This window comes from Pseudodesulfovibrio hydrargyri (genome assembly GCF_001874525.1).
Lineage (GTDB): Bacteria > Desulfobacterota > Desulfovibrionia > Desulfovibrionales > Desulfovibrionaceae > Pseudodesulfovibrio > Pseudodesulfovibrio hydrargyri.
The window spans coordinates 270,196-287,261 of sequence record NZ_LKAQ01000004.1; the positions used below are offsets into that span (position 1 = coordinate 270,196).

Sequence of the window (17,066 nt, forward strand, 5' to 3'; positions counted from 1 at the left end):
ACATGAGACAAGACGGAAAACAGGTCACGGCCCGGTGACAAGTATGTCACGGGCGCATCGATCGGATTTTCCGGGCTAAACGGCGATTCCTCAGCCCCCCTGTCTCCCGTCGCGGCCCGGTCCCGCCGGGAAGCGCTTGTAAACCGGCCGCGATTGGTGAATACTGATTTCATATTTAAACATATTGCGTGCCATCATTTTCTATTAGTTATCCAACACCAGCCGCGCGGACCGCGGCGGCAACCCCTCTGGAGCGAACAGACATGGAATCGAACCCGCAGACTCCTCCCCGGAGCAAGGAATACTGGAACAACCACGCCCGCAGCTTTCCCCGGTTCGAGGAGGGAGAGGACAACTACGAGGCGGGCGTGATGCGGATGATCAAGGAGCACGGCGTGGACTTTCGCGGCGCGACGGTCCTGGACGTGGGCTGCGGCAGCGGCATGTACACGATCCGCATCGCCCGCGAGGCCGCCCGCGTCACGGCCCTGGACGTCTCGGACGTGATGCTGGACATCCTGCGCCAGGACGCCGGCACGCTGGGGCTCGCCAACATCGACTACGTGCGCTCGGACTGGATGGACTACGCCGACGATACGACCTTCGACATCGTCTTCTGCTCCATGACCCCGGCCATCCAGAGCGAGGAATCCCGGCTCAAGCTGCTTCGCCACGCGCACGGCAAGACCGTGTTCATGGGCTTTGCCGGGCTGATGCGATCCGACGTCATGACCGGCCTGTACGCCCGCTACGGGGTGACCCCCAGGATGTTCGTCAACGGCACGGAGATGCGCGACTGGCTGGACGAAAAGGGAGTCCCCTACTCCGCCCACCCGGTGGAGGGCACCTGGACGGTGAAAAGTCCCCTGGAAAAGCTGACCGACTCCTGCAACACCTTCCTGTCCCAATACGGCGTGACCGCCGACCAGGACCACCTGCGCCGCCACCTCGCGCGATTCGAGGAGGGGCCCGGCGTGTTCGTGGAGCGGACGCAGTACAAGATCGACCTGCTCATCTGGAACAAGGCGGCGTAGGCGGAAAGCGGCCCGGGCAGACGCCCGGCCCCGGGGCTATTGCATGAAGTCGTGGGCCCAGCGGACCAGATTGACGGCGATGAGCAGGGCCCCTTCCCAGCGGCGGACCTTCCAGCCCGTGCGCAGGATCACCAGGACCAGGGCGACCATGCCCACCAGGACGATCAGACCGGACAAGGCCTCGGGGGAGACCGGCAGCGGCTTGAGCAGGCAGGTCAGGCCGAGTACGCCCGCGAAGTTGAAGAAATCCGAGCCGATGAGGTTGCCGAGCAGCATCTCGTTCTTGCCCCGGATGGAGGCCGCCAGGCAGGTGACCAGTTCGGGCAGCGAGGTGCCCGCGGCCACGATGGTCACGCCGATGACCCAGGAGGACACGCCGAGCTTGGAGGCGATGGACGTGGCCGCCGTGACCATCAGGTCCCCGCCCGCGGCGATGGCCACGAATCCGGCGACAAGCCATATCCCGTCGCGCCAGGTGGCCGTCTTGCCCCGGGTCTCCTCCAGTTCCTCCCCGCCCACGGGTTCGCGCTTCATGCCCAGGTAGGCCAGGTAGCCGATGAGCAGGGCCACGAGGCACGCCCCGAAGACCCGCCCAAGCACGCCGGTGAAGGACACGGCCAGGATGCCCGCCGTGGTCAGGAACAGGAGCAGCCCGTCGCGGTAGACGATGGTTCTGTTGGAGACCAGCGGTTTGATCACGGCCATGAGCCCGAGGATGAAGCCGAGGTTGAAGATGTTGGACCCGACCACGTTGGACAGGGAGATGTCGTTCTGCCCCCTGAATGCCGCGTTGACGGTCACCAGGAACTCCGGAGCCGAGGTGCCCAGGGCCACGATGGTCAGCCCGATGACCAGCTCGGACACGTTGTACTTGCGGGCGATGAGCGCCGCCGAGGTGACTATCCAGTTGGCCCCGAACCAGAGCAGCAGCGCGGACACGCTGAAGGTGACGATGTCGATGAACATTGGCGGACTGTACGGGATGGGGCGAACAGGCGCAAGCTACCCCTGCGCGCGTTCCTTCTTCCACTCGCGGACGATCCCGGGCTGGGGCTCGGCCCATTCGAACGCGGTCTCGCGGGCCGGGGCCACGGCCACGGTCCCGGTCTTTCCCTGGCGGCTGACCGACACCCGGACGGGCTCGCCCGTGGACTCGAACCGTTTGCGCGCCTTGCCCGAATAGGAACTGATCAACGCGGCGGCGTCCCGGACGACCTCGGGGTCCCAGTCGCCCGAAAGCGGCCTGCCCACGGCCAGGGGGCCGGGAAAGTCGGCCAGCTTGAACACGTAGTCGCCCGCTTCGGCGCAGGCCGCGAGCGCGTCGTTGTCCTCGGCGGTCCGGCCGAAGGCCAGCCAGTGTCCGCCGGCCCAGACCTGGCGCCCGGTACGGGCCAGGGTGAAATCATTGGGTGCCGGGCGGTCGCGGTGGCTCAGGAGCTTGACGAACCGGGCCGCGCCCTGGGCCTCGGTCAGGCAGCAGCCGCCCGCCGGGGTGGGAATCTCGGTGAACCCGTAGTGCTCGGCCAGGGCGTACTGCGGCTTGCGGCCCCGGCCGTGCCAGTCGTGCAGCCGTTCGCGGTCCACCAGCCCGGATTCCTCCATGGGCGTGGGCGGGAGATTTTGGGCGCACAGGGGACGCAGGAGCACGTCGCGCACCTCGGCCCGCTTGGTGATCAGGTTGAGCGCGTCCTCGCGCTGGCTCATGGGCCGCTGGCCCACGACCTCGCCCGAGATCAGGAACTTCGCGCCGTACCCGGCCATGAGGGCGTGGGCGTGCTCGAGCATGATGATCTTGCAGTCCACGCACGGGTTGAGCCACTTGCCGAACCCCTGGGACGGGCCGTCCAGGACCATGTCCACGTACTCCTGCCGGATGTCGACCTCCACGGCCTCGATGCCGTAGTGGTCCCGCCAGAACGGGATGAGGTGGGGTTTGCCGAAGAAGGGCGTGACAAAGTGCAGCCCCAGGACCGTCAGTCCCTGGTCCATGACCGTGCGCACGGCCAGGATGGAATCCAGGCCGCCGGACAGCAGCGCCAGTGCGTCGTATGAGTTTCGTTCCGCCATGGGAGGGTCACTTATGTGAGATCGGGGCCGAGGGCAACCCCGCAGTGAGGAGGGCTAGAATCCGCTCCGGTTCCTGAGCAGTGCGTTGAAGCGGCTCAGAAACTCGTCGGGCGAAAGGCCGTGGTCCTTGAAATACTTGAGGGAGACCGGGGCGCACAGGGGCGTGCTCTCGCCGATCTCGCCCGGGCAGGGAATCATGTCGTCGAACAGGGGAGCGTCCTGCCGCTGCAGGAACCGCCCCAGACTGCGGTCGCAGACGACCATGTCCACGCGGCCTTCCCTGAGCATCCGGAAATTGGCCCGGTTCGGGTCGCGGCCGATGCTGCCCTCCACCCGGAACGTCCCGGCGGCGAGGGCTTCCTGCCACTTGGACCCGTAGTAATACCCCTCGATGACCCCGATGCGCAGGCCCGCCAGGTCGTCCAGGGTCTCCCAGCACCCGGCCGGGTCCCTGCCCTTTTTCCAGAGCACGGTGTGCATGTACTCCACGGGATCGGAAAAGCGCATGAAGGCCTGCCGCTCGATGCTGACCACGCACGGGAGCATCATGGGCACGGCCCCGTCCCGCATGGCCTCCAGGCAGCGCCGGAAAGGCAGGACGCGGAACTTGGGGGTATAGCCCATGTCGGCCAGGAGCCGCCCCATCCATTCCACGGTCTCGCCGCGCAGGACGCCGTTTTCGTCCAGGTGGGACGCGGGCGGCAGCAGGTACGCCGCCACCTCGAGGACAGGCCCCCGGGCGCGGGCGGTCCCGGCCGCCAGGCTGATGACCAGCGCCGCCGCGAGCAGCGCGCCGCCGAATCGTGCGCATCCGTTTTCCATCGTGCCTCCCTGAGTGTGCCTATTGGCGAACATACCCGGGGCCATACCGGCCCGCAAGACCGTTATAGCCGCCCCGGTCAAGGGCCGGGGGATGCGGTCGAGAGGGTGCAACCGCCTGCGCGTCCAGCTTTTTTTATCCATATATATGGGTGTTGCCCGCGAAGGGCGTATCTGGTATCTGAACGTGTTGCTCGTTTGTTGCCGCCCGTAAATTCCGGAGGAGATCCCATGGCCCGTAAAGCCGTTGACCCCGAAGCCCTGCGCAAAGAGGCGCTGGGCACCGCCCTGACCACCATTGAACGCAAGTTCGGCAAAGGCTCGATCATGCGCCTGGACGGCGAGGCGTCCCATACCATTCCCTTCATCCCCACCGGTTCCATCGGCCTGGACATCGCCCTGGGCATCGGCGGCGTGCCGCGCGGCCGGGTCATCGAGATCTTCGGCCCCGAATCCTCGGGCAAGACCACCCTGGCCCTGCACATCATCGCCCAGGCCCAGAAGGCGGGCGGCTCGGCGGCCTTTGTCGACGCCGAACACGCGCTCGACCCGGGCTACGCCAAGCGGCTGGGCGTGCATACCGACGACCTGCTCATCTCCCAGCCCGACTACGGCGAGCAGGCGCTCGAAATCGCCGACCTGCTGGTCCGCTCCGGCGCGCTGGACGTCATCGTCATCGACTCGGTGGCCGCGCTCATCCCGCAGTCCGAGCTCGAAGGCCAGATGGGCGAGACCCAGGTGGGCGGCCAGGCCCGGCTCATGTCCCACGCCCTGCGCAAGCTGACCGGCACCATCCACAAGTCCAACTGCGTGGTCATCTTCATCAACCAGATCCGCATGAAGATCGGCATGACCGGCTACGGCAACCCCGAGACCACCTCGGGCGGCAACGCGCTCAAGTTCTACGCCTCCTGCCGCCTGGACATCCGCCGCATCCAGACCCTCAAGGACAAGGACGAGGCCTACGGCATCCGCGCCCGCATCAAGGTGGTCAAGAACAAGGTCGCCCCGCCCTTTAGGCAGGCCGAGGTGGACGTGCTCTACGGCGAGGGCATCTCCCGCATGGGCGAGCTCATCGACATGGGCGTGGAGAACGGCATCATCGAGAAGTCCGGCTCCTGGTTCGCCTACGGCTCCGAAAAGCTCGGCCAGGGCAAGGAGAACGTCCGCGCCCTGCTCTCGGACAATCCGGACCTGGCCCATTCCATCGAAGAGGCCCTGATGACCCACCTCGGATACCGCGAAGCGCCCGAGGATACGGCCGCGCCCGCGCCGGACGCCGGCGAATAAACCGTCTTTCAGCCCGAACCGAGCGCCCCGGGCCGCAAGCCCCGGGGCGCTTTTATATCGGTAATACCTTTCCCTGGAGAACAACAACACGATGAAAGCCAATGAAATCCGCCAACGCTTCCTTGAGTACTTCGAGAGAAACGGACACACCGTTGTCGAGTCCTCTCCGCTGACGCCCAAGGACGACCCGACCCTGCTCTTCACCAACGCGGGCATGGTCCAGTTCAAGAAGCTCTTCCTGGGCCAGGAGAAGCGCGACTACATCCGCGCCACCACGGCCCAGAAGTGCCTGCGCGTGGGCGGCAAGCACAACGACCTGGAAAACGTGGGCCGCACCGCCCGCCACCACACCTTTTTCGAGATGCTCGGCAACTTCTCCTTCGGCGACTATTTCAAGGAAGACGCCATCAAGTTCTGCTGGGAGTTTCTGACCGAGGAGCTCAAGCTGGACAAGGACCGCCTGTACATCACCATCTACAAGGACGACGACGAGGCGGGCGAGCTGTGGCGGAAGGTGGCCGGGGTACCGGCCGAACGCATCTACCGGCTCGGCGAAAAGGACAACTTCTGGTCCATGGGCGACACCGGCCCGTGCGGCCCCTGCTCCGAGGTCCACTACGACCAGGGCGAGGAAGTGGGCTGCGGCCCGGACTGCGGCATCGGCAAGTGCGACTGCGACCGCTACCTGGAAATCTGGAACCTGGTCTTCATGCAGTACGACCAGGCCGAGGACGGCACCCGCACCGACCTCCCCCGGCCGTCCATCGACACCGGCATGGGGCTGGAGCGCATCGCGGCCGTGGCCCAGGGCGTGCACTCCAACTACGAGACCGACCTGTTCCAATCCATCATCAAGTACACCGCCGAACTGGCGGGCGTGAAGTACCGCGAGAGCGAGGAGGTCGACACCGCCCTCCAGGTCATCGCCGACCACTCGCGGGCCATCGCCTTTCTCATCCCGGACCAGGTCCTGCCGTCCAACGAGGGACGCGGCTACATTTTGCGCCGCTTGATCCGCCGCGCCTACCGCTTCGGCAAGCTCATGGGGCTTGAGGGCTCCTTCCTGTGGAAGACCGCCTCCAAGGTCATCGACGACATGGGCGGCCACTACAAGGAACTGGAAGAGACCCGCGACTTCATGGTCGAGGTGGTCAGGGGCGAGGAGGAATCCTTTGCCAAGACCCTGGACAAGGGATTGGAGATGCTCGAGGAGGAACTGGCCGGACTGAAGAAGGCGGGTTCCGCCGTCGTGCCCGGCGAGACCACCTTCAAGCTCTACGACACCTACGGATTTCCCATCGACATCGTCCGCGACATCGCCGAACAGCAGGGCATGGGCGTGGACGAGGCCGAGTTCGACAAGTTTATGCAGGAGCAGAAACAGCGTTCCAAGGCCGCCTGGAAGGGCTCCGGCGAGAAGGACGTGGCCTCCATCTTCCAGACCCTGCTCGAACAGGACGTGACCAGCGAATTCTCCGGCTACGAGACCATGGCCGACCAGTCCGGGGTCGCCTATGTGCTCACCCCCGAGGGCGAGGTCGTGGACGAGCTCAAGCAGGGCGAGTCCGGCTGGCTGGTGGCCGAGGTCACCCCGTTCTACGGCGAGTCCGGCGGCCAGGTGGGCGACACCGGGGCCATCGCGGCCTCGGGCGGCAAGGCGGACGTGCTCGACACGGTCAAGCCGTCCCAGAAGCTGACCGCGCATAAGATTGTTGTCACCGAGGGCGCGCTCAAGCCCGGCGACCAGGCGTTCTTCAACGTGGACCGCACCCAGCGGCTGGCGACCATGCGCAACCACACCACCACCCACCTGCTCCACGCCGCCCTGCAGAAGGTGCTCGGCGACCACGCCAAGCAGGCGGGCTCGCTGGTCGGCCCGGACCGGCTGCGCTTCGATTTCACGCATATCAAGGGCCTCTCTCATGAGGAGATCGCCGAGGTCGAAAAGCTGGTCAACCAGGCCATCTTCGACGCCATCCCCGTGACCCGCGAGGTCATGTCCATCGAGGCCGCCCAGGCCAAGGGCGCCACCGCCCTGTTCGGCGAGAAGTACGGCGACACGGTCTCGGTCATCGAGGTGCCCGGCGTGTCCATGGAATTCTGCGGCGGCACCCACCTGGACAACACCGGCATCGCCGGGTCCTTCGTCATCACCTCCGAGTCCGGCGTGGCCGCGGGCATCCGGCGCATCGAGGCCGCCACCGGCCACAACGCCGTGGCCTGGCTGAACGAGCGCCGCGAGGCGGCGGCCGAGGCCGGGGCCATGCTCAAGGCCCAGCCCGCCGACCTGCCCGGCAAGGTCAGGGACCTCCAGCAGCAGGTCAAGGACATGCACAAGGAGATGAAGTCGCTCCAGGCCAAGCTCGCCTCGGGCGCTGGCCGCGACATGATGGGCGAGGTCGAGGAGATCAACGGCGTCAAGGTCCTGGCCGTGGAACTTGAAGCCCCGAACATGGGCGTCATGCTCGAGCAGATGGACGCCCTGCGCTCCAAGCTGCCGTCCGGGATCATCTGTCTCGTCGCCCCGCACGAGGACGGCAAGGTCTCGGTGGCCCTGTCCGTGACCAAGGACCTGCACGGCAAATTCAAGGCCGGCGACCTGATCAAGCCCGTGGCCGGCGAAGTCGGCGGCGGAGGCGGCGGCCGCCCGGACCTGGCCCGCGCCGGCGGCTCCAACCCGGCGGGCGTCAAGAACGCGCTGGCCAAGCTCAAGGAGTTGGTCGCCGCGTAAAGGCAGCCTCCGGCGGGGCATCGAGAACACTCGCGTTCCGTGTATGTCTGTCCGGTCTTCCCTTTGGTTTTCGACGGCTTGCAGGCTCGATGCCTGCAAGCCGTTTTGTCATCGTGTGTAAACCGCACACGCGAAAGGGGCGGGCAAGGCCATGTCGCCAGGGCTGGGACATGGATCATCGACCGCCGTATGCAATTACTACAGCAGCGTTATCACCTGTTGAGACGAATCGCCCAGGTCCGACAACAAGGGAAAGCCGCATTTCCTCCGCAGGGCAAAGGCGTACGCCCTTCTTGAAAAGAGAACATTTTCAACGTATATTTACTTCAGTTTTTGGTGAGCCTCCCCCTTTTTAATCCTCCATTACGAATTCAGGTATGAAATGCATGCGCTTATTGTCGGATATGGGTCTATCGGGGCCCGTCATGCCAGGCTGCTTGCCGCAACCGGCGCGGACGTTGTTTGCGTGACAGGCAATCGCGACTGCCCTTTCCCCCAATCCGCCTCCATAGCGCAGGCTGTCGCGTCCCACGCCTTTGACCTGGTCATCATCTCCAACGCCACGACATACCACAAGAACACTCTGGCAGAGGTCTTGGCTACAGGGTACACAGGGAAAATCCTTGTGGAAAAGCCCTTATTCGAGACGGCTCACAAAGTGTCCGTCGAGGGAGCCGGGCCAATTTTTGTGGCCTACAACCTCCGGTTCCACCCCTTGGTGCAGCGGACCTTTGCCCTTTTAAAGGGCAGAAAGGCCATTTGCGCCGAATTTTTCGTTGGTCAATTCCTTCCCGACTGGCGGCCCGGGACCGATTACCGCAAGGGATATTCCGCCATCAAGGAGCAGGGAGGCGGAGTGCTGCGGGATCTGTCCCACGAGTTGGACCTCGTGCTGTGGATGCTCGGCTCATGGACCGACGTTACCGCGGTGGGCGGGCATTTCAGCCGGCTGGAAATTTCCTCGGACGACTCCTACTCGCTGCTGATGAAGACCGAGCGTTGCCGCGCCGTGTCCGTCCACCTGGACTACCTGAACTTCGGGGTGCGGCGGGGGTTCAACATCATTGCGGAGGAGCTTACCCTCACCGGTGATTTTATTGCCAATACCCTCCTCGTCAACGGAGAGAAGGAATCTTTTGCCACGGACCGGGATACGACTTACAAAGCCCAGCTGGAGGCGCTGCTCGGCTCAGGCCCGGGCGATCCATGCACCTTTGCGCAGGGCGCGGAGGTCGTCGCCCTTGTGGACGGCGCCGAAGCCGCCGCACAGCGGCGCGAGTGGGTGACCGCTTCCTGAGGGCCTGTTGTATTCGTTGGATTTAACGCGAACAACCATTCCACCTGTTTCGACTAGGTGCAAACCCATAAACGAGCTGAAATTTTGAAGAGCAACATAGAACTCATGGATCTCACCGGCCGAGTGGCGCTGGTGACCGGCGGTGCTGGCTACATAGGACGTACTTTTTGTGAGACTCTGGCCGAAGCCGGAGCGAACGTCGTGGTGCTGGACATCGACCCCGAAAGGGTCGACGAGGTGGCGGGCTATATTGCCGACCGCTTCGGGGTTTCCACCCTGGGGCTGGCCGTCGACCTCGCCGTGCAGGATGACGTTCTCGCCGTGCCTGGACGCGTTGAGGAGGCCCTTGGCGGCATGGATATTCTGGTCAACTGCGCGGGTTTCGTAGGCACCTCCAAGCTGCCGGGCTGGGGATGCGGTTTCGAAGAACAGAGCGTGGACACCTGGCGGCTCGTGGCCGAGGTGAACCTGACCGCGCCGTTCGAACTGATCCAGGCGTCCACCGACCTGCTGCGCCGGTCCGGACACGGGACGGTGATCAACATCGGCTCCATTTATGGCGTGTCCGGTCCGGACATGTCCCTTTACGAGGGGACGAGCATGGGCAACGACGCTGCCTACGCGGCCACCAAGGGCGGCCTCCTGCAACTCACCCGCTGGCTGTCCACCGTGCTCGCCCCCGAAGTCCGCGTGAACTCCATCTGCCCCGGTGGTGTTTTCCGAAACCAGGACCCGAAATTCGTGAAGCGCTATGAGAAGAATACTCCACTCGGGCGCATGGGGACTGAAGAGGACATGAAGGGCGCCCTCCTCTTTCTGGCCAGCGACCTGTCCGCCTACGTCACCGGGCAGAATATCATGGTCGACGGCGGGTGGACCGCCTGGTAGCAGGGCGGAACCGCCTCTTTCTTTGGGCACTTCTTACGCGGAGCACGCATGATTCACCTCCTTCGGCAGTTCGATCCGACAACCCCGCCGCCCGAAACGGGCGGCGGCGTGGAGCAGTGGACGCCCCGGTGCTCCAGTTCGTGCTTCGCCTCCACGGGCCGCTCCCTGGTGGCGTTTCTGGTGGACACGCTCGGGCTCTCGTCCGACCACACCTGTCTCATACCGGCCTATGTGCCCGAGGGGGTGGTCCAGCCGCTCAGGATGAGCGGAATCCGCGTCGATTTTTACCGCGTGGACCACAGGCTCTTCGCCGATCCGGAAAGGCTGAGCCGACAGGTGGAGAAAGACCCCTCCGTCCGGTTGGTTGTCCTCATTCATCCCTTCGGCTTCGAACAACCCGTACGTCCGATCCGCGACATGCTGTCGGGGCGGGGGATCGCCATTCTCGAAGACTGCGCCCAAGCCCTCTTGAGCCGCACCGAGGACGGAACGACGCTCGGACAGGAAGGAGATTTTTCCCTGTTCTCCCTCAACAAGTTCCTCCCGGTCCCGGACGGCGCCGTGTTGCAAAGCCACTGCCGGGGGACCTCGGTGGATTGCGGACAGCTTGCCCGCGGGCCCGAGGGATGGCGGGAATCGATCCTGGCCTACGAGGAGCATCTGCGGCTGAACCATGCCTTGCTGACCTCCACCTCGCCGGATCGAAGATTGTTGGAAGAGACCGGTGAGGCGTATGAGCGGTATTACTCCTTCGTCAACAGGGAGTTGGGACTTTCCGCGCCTTCGGACGTAACGCTGGACCGGTTGCGCCGTCTCGCCCCCGGGGCAATGGCGGAAGCCCGACGCCGGAACTGCGCCCTGCTGTACGCCGGGTTGAAGCAGACGACGTTTCGGTTCGTGTACCCCCAATGGGACGACCGCACCGTTCCCATGGCCGTGCCCGTGCGTGTGCGGCCGGAGGAACGGGAGAGGATCGCGGACCGGCTTTTCGAGAGGAATATCCTGCTGTCCACCCTGGTGGACAAATGGAATTTCATCCCGCCGGGCAGGGAATCGGCATTCCCCGCCGAATCCGAATTCATGGCTTCCCATCTGCTTGTTCCGGTCAACGAGTTCCTTTCCTCCGAAGAGATGGAATACATGGTCGCAACCATGAACCAAATTTAACATCCTGGAAACGATAAGGAATTCAAAATGAATTACAACGAATTCATCAAAAAGTCGGAAACGGATCTGTTCATTATCGGCGAGGCGGGAGTCAATCACAACGGGGACTTGAACATGGCCAGGAAACTGGTGGACGTGGCCAAGGATTGCGGCTGCGATGCCGTCAAGTTTCAGACGTGGAAAACCGAGAAGGTCTATTGCCGCGAACGCTCCGTCAAGCCGGAATACCAGCAGGCGGTCACCTGCCGGGAGGAAAGCGAATACGACACCATCAAGAAGCTGGAGCTTCCCTTTGACGCCTTTCGGGAGCTGAAGGCGTATTGCGACGATCAGGGAATCGTTTTTCTCTCAACGCCCGACGAGCAGGAAAGCGCGGACTTCCTGGTCCATGAGCTGCATGTGCCCATGATGAAGACGGCCTCGCAGGACGTGACCAACCTTCCCTTCCTGCGCCATCTCGCCCGAAAAGGCATCCCGTTGATCTTTTCCACCGGGGCCTCCACCCTGGACGAAGTCCTGGAAGGAGTCGCCGCCGTCACTGAGGAAACGCGCGAGTTGATCCTGCTCCATTGCCTTTCCTCCTATCCGGCCCCCCTGGAGGACCTCAACCTCAACGTCATCCCGGAACTGGGCCGCCTGACGGGCCTGCCCATAGGCTTTTCCGACCACACCGTCGGCGTGGAGGCGGCCTGCGCCGCCCTCGCGTTGGGGGCCAGAATCTTTGAAAAGCACTTCACCCTCTCGCACGACCAGGACGGACCGGACCACCAGGCGTCTTTGACACCGCAAGACCTGGAATGCTACGTTAAAACACTTCGGAATCTTCGGAAAGCCCTGGGGGACGGACACAAGAGGGTGATGCCTTCCGAAGAAAGCAACCGGGGCGCGTTCCGTCGCTATATCGTCTTCGGGCGGGACGTCGTGGAAGGGCAGGTTCTTGCCCCGGACGACTTTTTGTTCAAGAAGGTGTCCGAAGGAATCGCTCCCAAACATTTGGATGAAATAGTCGGCAGGGTCGCGGCAAGGGATATCGCCGAGGGAGAGCTTTTCGATTGGAGCCAGCTCCTGTCATCGCCCGACGGCGCATAGTTCCGGCCGCATGTCGCGCCGGCCTGAACGCTTTGTACGCGTTGCGTCTCGAATTGATCCATTCCCGCTCCGTGCGGGACGGTCTTCCGGTCTTTGACGAGCCAGGCTGCGCAGTCTGTCCCGGCGGGTCCCGGGTGGACGTGAAGAGCTCCGGCCACAACCGGTACTGAATCGCCCCTTCCAGGCTCGGCTCCAGGCAGCCGCATATCGTCATTGGCGGTTCGCCGCCGTGGCATCGGGATTTATTGACGTCGGCGGAAAGAGCCCGCAGGCAAAGGAAGAGTGCATGGCTTTCGACCAGCAGTGGGAAACCATTTTTTCAAGCAGAGATTGGGGCCGGTATCCCAGCGAAGAGGTGGTTCGTTTTACCGCCCGAAATTTCAGGGATAGGCAAGCCAGAAAAGATATCCGCATTCTCGACCTCGGATGCGGGGCAGGGGCCACATGCTGGTATTTGTCGCGGGAGGGGTTTGATGTCTACGGCGTGGACGGCAGCCCCTCCGCCATCCGCAAGGCGTCGGCCTATCTGGCCGAGGAAAACCTGACGGCCTCTTTTTCCGTGGGTGACATAGTCGGTCTGGAGTATGCGCCGAATTTTTTTGACGCCGTGTATGAGATCGGGGTCGCCCAACACAACAGGATGGCCGACATCCGAAAGATATACAAAGAAATCGAACGTGTCCTGAAGCCTGGCGGGCTCTTCTTTTCCATCGCCATCAACGAGGCCACTTCCGGAAGGGAACATGCGGACGAGTTGGAGAAAAATACATTTCTTCACTTGGACAGCCTGAACCAGGACGTGCTCGTGCACCTGTTTTCAAAGGCCGAACTGGAAGAGCTCACCGCCCCATTCAAGAACGTTGTCATTGAATCCCTGGTCCGCACCTCGGAGCGGGGCGCGAAAACGATTGGACACTATCTGATTTCAGCCCAAAAGAAGGAATATGATGAGTACGACGGTTGAATGGCTGGGCATGGAGGAGACCAGCATTTGGAGAGACTGCCTGCGGGCCTTGCCGGACGAGTTGAACGACGTCTATCTTCTGCCGGAATATGGCGCTCTCTACGAGGACGAGAAGACGACGCCCCAATGCTTCCTGTTCAAAAAGGACGGGGAGGTTTTCCTCTATCCGTTTCTCCGGCAGGAAACGCCGTTTCTGGACGATTATTACGACATCACCACAGCCTACGGCTATGGGGGGCCGGTGTACACCACACCGGATGGCGTCTTTCTCTCGGAGGCCCTGGCCGCGTTCGACGCCCTCGCAAAAGAACGGAATATCGTGGCCGAACTCATCAAGTTCAACCCTCTGCTCGGCATGCACCAGGGGCTCCGGCCCGTATTCCGGGGAGAGATCATCCCGGTGTGCAACACGGTCTTCGTGGAGATCGACATCGACGAGGAATATCGCTGGACCAAGGAGTATACGGCGGCCAACCGCAAGGGAATCAAGAAATCCCTGCGCGCGGACGGGAAGGTGGAGTTCTCCGACTCTCCCGAGGCCTGGGCACGGTTTGACGAACTCTACTCCGGCACCATGCGGCACAACAAGGCCACCGGCTTCTATTATTTCTCCGAGGCCTACTTCCAGGCCATTCGGAAGCGGCTGCCGGAGAACCACACCCTGGCCTCCGCCATCATCGACGGCACCATCGGCGCCAGCATGATATTGCTTCACGGCAACCGGTACGCCTATTGCCACCTGATCGGGACCGATCCCCAATACCAACGGGTCGGGATAAACAATTTCCTGCACCATCAGTGTATCTTGTGGTGCAAGGAGAACGGCATCAAAAGGCTCCTCATCGGGGGTGGGCGTACGCGCGGGGACGATGATCCCCTGCTCAAATTCAAAAAGAATTTTTCAAAGCAATTGAGCATGTTTCATGTTGGTGAACGGGTTCTCAACCGGCCTGTGTACGACAAGCTGGTGGATATGCGCAACAACGCGAATCCGGAACCACCTGACAGCGGCAAGCTCTTCAAGTACAGATTCTGACATGGCTAAAAGGAAAATTTGCATCGTCACCGCCGCGCGTTCCGAATACAGCGCGTCCAAATGGCTCATGCTCGAGCTGTCCGGCGACCCCGATGTGGAGTTGCAGGTGGTGGTCACGGGCTCGCATCTGGAATCCCGGCACGGCCTCACGGTCGAGGAGATCGAGCGGGATGGAATCCCCATCGCGGCCAGGGTGCCCATGATGTGCGACAGCGACACCCCACGCGCCGTGGCCGAATCAATGGGCCGTTGCGCCCTCGGCATGGCCCAAACCATGGCCAGACTCGAACCGGACCTGTTGGTCGTGCTCGGCGATCGCTACGAACTGCTGCCCATATGCAGCGCCGCGACCATGCTCAACATTCCCATCGCCCACATTTCCGGCGGAGACATCACGGAAGGCGCGGTGGACGACGCCATTCGCCACGCCGTAACCAAGCTGGCACACCTCCACTTTCCCGGCACTGAACGTTCCGCCAAGGTACTCCGCCAGTTGGGCGAGGACGAAAGCCGCATCTTTGTGGTTGGAGAACCGGGACTCGACAACTTCAACCGCCTGGACTGCCTGGATAGGGAAACCCTGGGGCGGGATCTGGGCATGGCCCCGGACAGGAAGTGGGTTCTGCTGACCTACCATCCCGAGACCCGCACCGGTGGGGACGACAGTGCCGTCCTGGCCAATATTTTCCATGTCCTGGATCAACAGGAAGGGATCCAGGTCATGATGACCTACCCGAATGCGGATCCAGGATCCGGACGCATCGTCGACCTGATGCGGGAAAAACACGCCGAACGGCCTGACCGATACCGTTTGGAAAAGAGCCTGGGTCAACTGCGTTTCATCAGTATCCTGAAACAGGCGTGGTGCATGGTCGGCAATTCCTCCAGCATCCTTTTCGAGGCCCCCAGCGCAAAGCTCCCGGCCATACTGGTCGGCGACAGGCAGAAAGGACGTCTGTCTCCGGTTAACGTCATCCCCGCGGCCGGGAACCCAAAGTCGCTGCAAAATGCCTTCGAGTTGGCCGGGAACAACGAATTCCGGGCCGGTCTGCGCGACCTGGTCAACCCGTATGGGGACGGGCACACCGCTTGTCGGGTGGCCGCCATATTGAAAAAGACGGAACTTGCGACCCTGCTCAAGAAACCTTTTGTCCTGCGTGATTGCAGCCTTCTTGATGAGGAGGACCGCAATGGAGGAGCGCAAGGGTAAAGGAAGAAAAATGCTGTGTGCGATTCCCATGGAGACCGCGGTCCGCGAGCTGGACGGAGTGCTGTATCTCGCGCTGCACCTCGCCAGACATTCCATTCCCTGTCTGATCGGGGAACGCATGGTCAACCGCATCGTCTCGAGTTCCCCGGAACCCGTCATCTATTTCGACACCGACCATGACCGGGAGTGCGCCCGCAAGGTTCTCGACAAAGGCGGCAAGGTCATCAATCTGCATTCCGAGGGCATCAACATGTTTGACGCCCCTTCGATTCTCTCCCCTTTTATCGACAATATCGACTCCGCCTCGGCGATGTGCGTCTGGGGGCAGGCCCAGGCCGATCTCATCGCGCAAAATGTCGAGGAGCAGTACCGCGCCAGGGTGAAGGGGACGGGCTATCCCTCATTCGATCTGGCCTCGAGCCGGTTCATCGACTACTATCGGAAGCGGGAGATCGTCGACGCCTACGGAGAGGACTACATCCTCATCAACACCAATTTCAGCTACGGCAACAATTCCATGGGGCTGGAACGCTGGCTGGAAGTGGTTTGCCAAGCCGACAACCTTGATTATTTCCACCACGAACAACACCGGAAATTCGTGTACGATCTCGCCGAGTACCAGACCACCCTGGTCGGCGCTTTCGTGGAAATGACCAAAATCCTCTCTGAACGATTCCCGGATAAATGGATCGTCTTTCGTCCGCATCCGTCCGAGAACGTAGGCTTTTATTCCGAGGCGTTCGACCGCAACGGGAACATCGCCGTCACCAACCGATGGTCGGTCCGTTCCTGGCTCGCCACCTCCGGGCCGGTTATTCACCACGACTGCACCACCGGTGTCGAGGCCCTGCTGATGGGGAAACACGTCATCAACTACAGGCCGATTTTCGAGCCGGGCATCGCCGCTCCCATTCCGTCGCTGGTCGGCGCCAGGGCCGAAACCCCGGCCCAGGTTATGGAGTTGATCGAAGCGGGTTCACCCTCTCCCGATTTCGTCAGGGAACAACTGCAAACCGTCGCGCCCTATTTCGCGACAGTGAACGGCAACGCCTCCCGAACTCTGGCCGGGATAGCCGCCGACCTGGGGGGCGGTGTGCCCGGGGTCCTTCCGGATTCACCCGCGTTTCGGGTGGCATTCGGGAACTGGATGAAATACGTCGGCAGGACGATCAAGTCACGGCTCCCCGACGGATGGTGCGACGACAGGAAACGCAGGGCCAGGACCGCGCTCGAGAAATTCCCCAGGATCGAACGGAGACAGATGGTTGCCCTTTTCGACAAACTGCGCCGCGTAGAGCCGGACCTGCCGCACGTCGAGGTCCGTAAATTGTGCCTGAACACCTTTCTGATCACCAAGGCCTGAGGGCGGAGACGGACAATCCCTGGTGCCGGTTGCGCCTCCCTCATTTGGGCGATTGATCGGACGAAGAGTTTTGGTCAAAAGACGCTAAAGGTGGGATAAGAAAGCCACCAA

14 protein-coding genes are annotated in these 17,066 nt (G+C 62.6%); 11 read left to right on the forward strand and 3 right to left on the reverse strand.

Features of this window, described 5'->3' with window-relative positions:
* Positions 1-263 precede the first annotated feature (263 nt).
* Positions 264-1,034 (forward strand): class I SAM-dependent methyltransferase, encoded by a 771-nt coding sequence (locus tag BerOc1_RS05675; protein WP_071544773.1) that lies wholly within the window; start codon positions 264-266, stop codon positions 1,032-1,034.
* Positions 1,035-1,070: 36 nt separating this feature from the next.
* Here the strand turns inward: BerOc1_RS05675 and BerOc1_RS05680 are convergent, their stop codons facing one another.
* The 3 genes from BerOc1_RS05680 to BerOc1_RS05690 are packed head-to-tail and all read right to left on the reverse strand — an operon-like array spanning position 1,071 to position 3,923.
* Positions 1,071-2,000: a calcium/sodium antiporter gene (locus tag BerOc1_RS05680; RefSeq protein ID WP_071544774.1), complete on the reverse strand. Its 930-nt coding sequence runs from the start codon at positions 1,998-2,000 to the stop codon at positions 1,071-1,073.
* Positions 2,001-2,036: 36 nt separating this feature from the next.
* Positions 2,037-3,101: a tRNA(5-methylaminomethyl-2-thiouridylate) methyltransferase gene (locus tag BerOc1_RS05685; protein ID WP_071544775.1), complete on the reverse strand. Its 1,065-nt coding sequence runs from the start codon at positions 3,099-3,101 to the stop codon at positions 2,037-2,039.
* 54 nt (positions 3,102-3,155) lie between these two features.
* Complete coding sequence (locus BerOc1_RS05690; protein WP_071544776.1) at positions 3,156-3,923, reverse strand: substrate-binding periplasmic protein; 768 nt, start codon at positions 3,921-3,923, stop codon at positions 3,156-3,158.
* A gap of 228 nt (positions 3,924-4,151) precedes the next feature.
* Here BerOc1_RS05690 and recA point away from each other — a divergent pair, with 228 nt between their 5' ends.
* The 10 genes from recA (at position 4,152) to BerOc1_RS05740 (ending at position 16,955) form a co-directional block, all read left to right on the forward strand.
* Positions 4,152-5,210 carry a recombinase RecA gene (recA, locus tag BerOc1_RS05695; RefSeq protein ID WP_071544777.1) on the forward strand — a complete coding sequence of 353 codons (1,059 nt, stop codon included), beginning with the start codon at positions 4,152-4,154 and terminating at the stop codon, positions 5,208-5,210.
* Between the two features lie 91 nt (positions 5,211-5,301).
* Positions 5,302-7,941, forward strand: a complete 2,640-nt coding sequence (gene alaS, locus BerOc1_RS05700; protein ID WP_071544778.1) for an alanine--tRNA ligase — start codon at positions 5,302-5,304, stop codon at positions 7,939-7,941.
* Between the two features lie 466 nt (positions 7,942-8,407).
* Positions 8,408-9,238: a Gfo/Idh/MocA family protein gene (locus BerOc1_RS05705; protein WP_242652875.1), complete on the forward strand. Its 831-nt coding sequence runs from the start codon at positions 8,408-8,410 to the stop codon at positions 9,236-9,238.
* A gap of 84 nt (positions 9,239-9,322) precedes the next feature.
* A complete protein-coding gene (locus tag BerOc1_RS05710) occupies positions 9,323-10,126 on the forward strand; it encodes an SDR family oxidoreductase (protein ID WP_084641122.1) in 804 nt (267 codons plus the stop codon).
* Positions 10,127-10,174: 48 nt separating this feature from the next.
* Positions 10,175-11,293 carry a DegT/DnrJ/EryC1/StrS family aminotransferase gene (locus BerOc1_RS05715; RefSeq protein ID WP_071544780.1) on the forward strand — a complete coding sequence of 373 codons (1,119 nt, stop codon included), beginning with the start codon at positions 10,175-10,177 and terminating at the stop codon, positions 11,291-11,293.
* Between the two features lie 27 nt (positions 11,294-11,320).
* Positions 11,321-12,382, forward strand: coding sequence for an N-acetylneuraminate synthase family protein (locus BerOc1_RS05720; RefSeq protein WP_071544781.1), 1,062 nt, complete (start codon positions 11,321-11,323; stop codon positions 12,380-12,382).
* 286 nt (positions 12,383-12,668) lie between these two features.
* Positions 12,669-13,346: a class I SAM-dependent methyltransferase gene (locus tag BerOc1_RS05725; protein WP_071544782.1), complete on the forward strand. Its 678-nt coding sequence runs from the start codon at positions 12,669-12,671 to the stop codon at positions 13,344-13,346.
* The gene (locus tag BerOc1_RS05730; protein ID WP_165610789.1) at positions 13,330-14,382 is read left to right on the forward strand and encodes a GNAT family N-acetyltransferase; all 1,053 of its coding nucleotides are present in this window, start codon (positions 13,330-13,332) and stop codon (positions 14,380-14,382) included. The genes BerOc1_RS05725 and BerOc1_RS05730 overlap by 17 nt, the downstream gene beginning before the upstream one ends.
* 1 nt (position 14,383) lies before the next feature.
* Positions 14,384-15,592, forward strand: a complete 1,209-nt coding sequence (neuC, locus tag BerOc1_RS05735) for a UDP-N-acetylglucosamine 2-epimerase (protein ID WP_071544784.1) — start codon at positions 14,384-14,386, stop codon at positions 15,590-15,592.
* A complete protein-coding gene (locus BerOc1_RS05740) occupies positions 15,573-16,955 on the forward strand; it encodes a surface carbohydrate biosynthesis protein (RefSeq protein ID WP_165610790.1) in 1,383 nt (460 codons plus the stop codon). The genes neuC and BerOc1_RS05740 overlap by 20 nt, the downstream gene beginning before the upstream one ends.
* Positions 16,956-17,066: the final 111 nt, after the last annotated feature.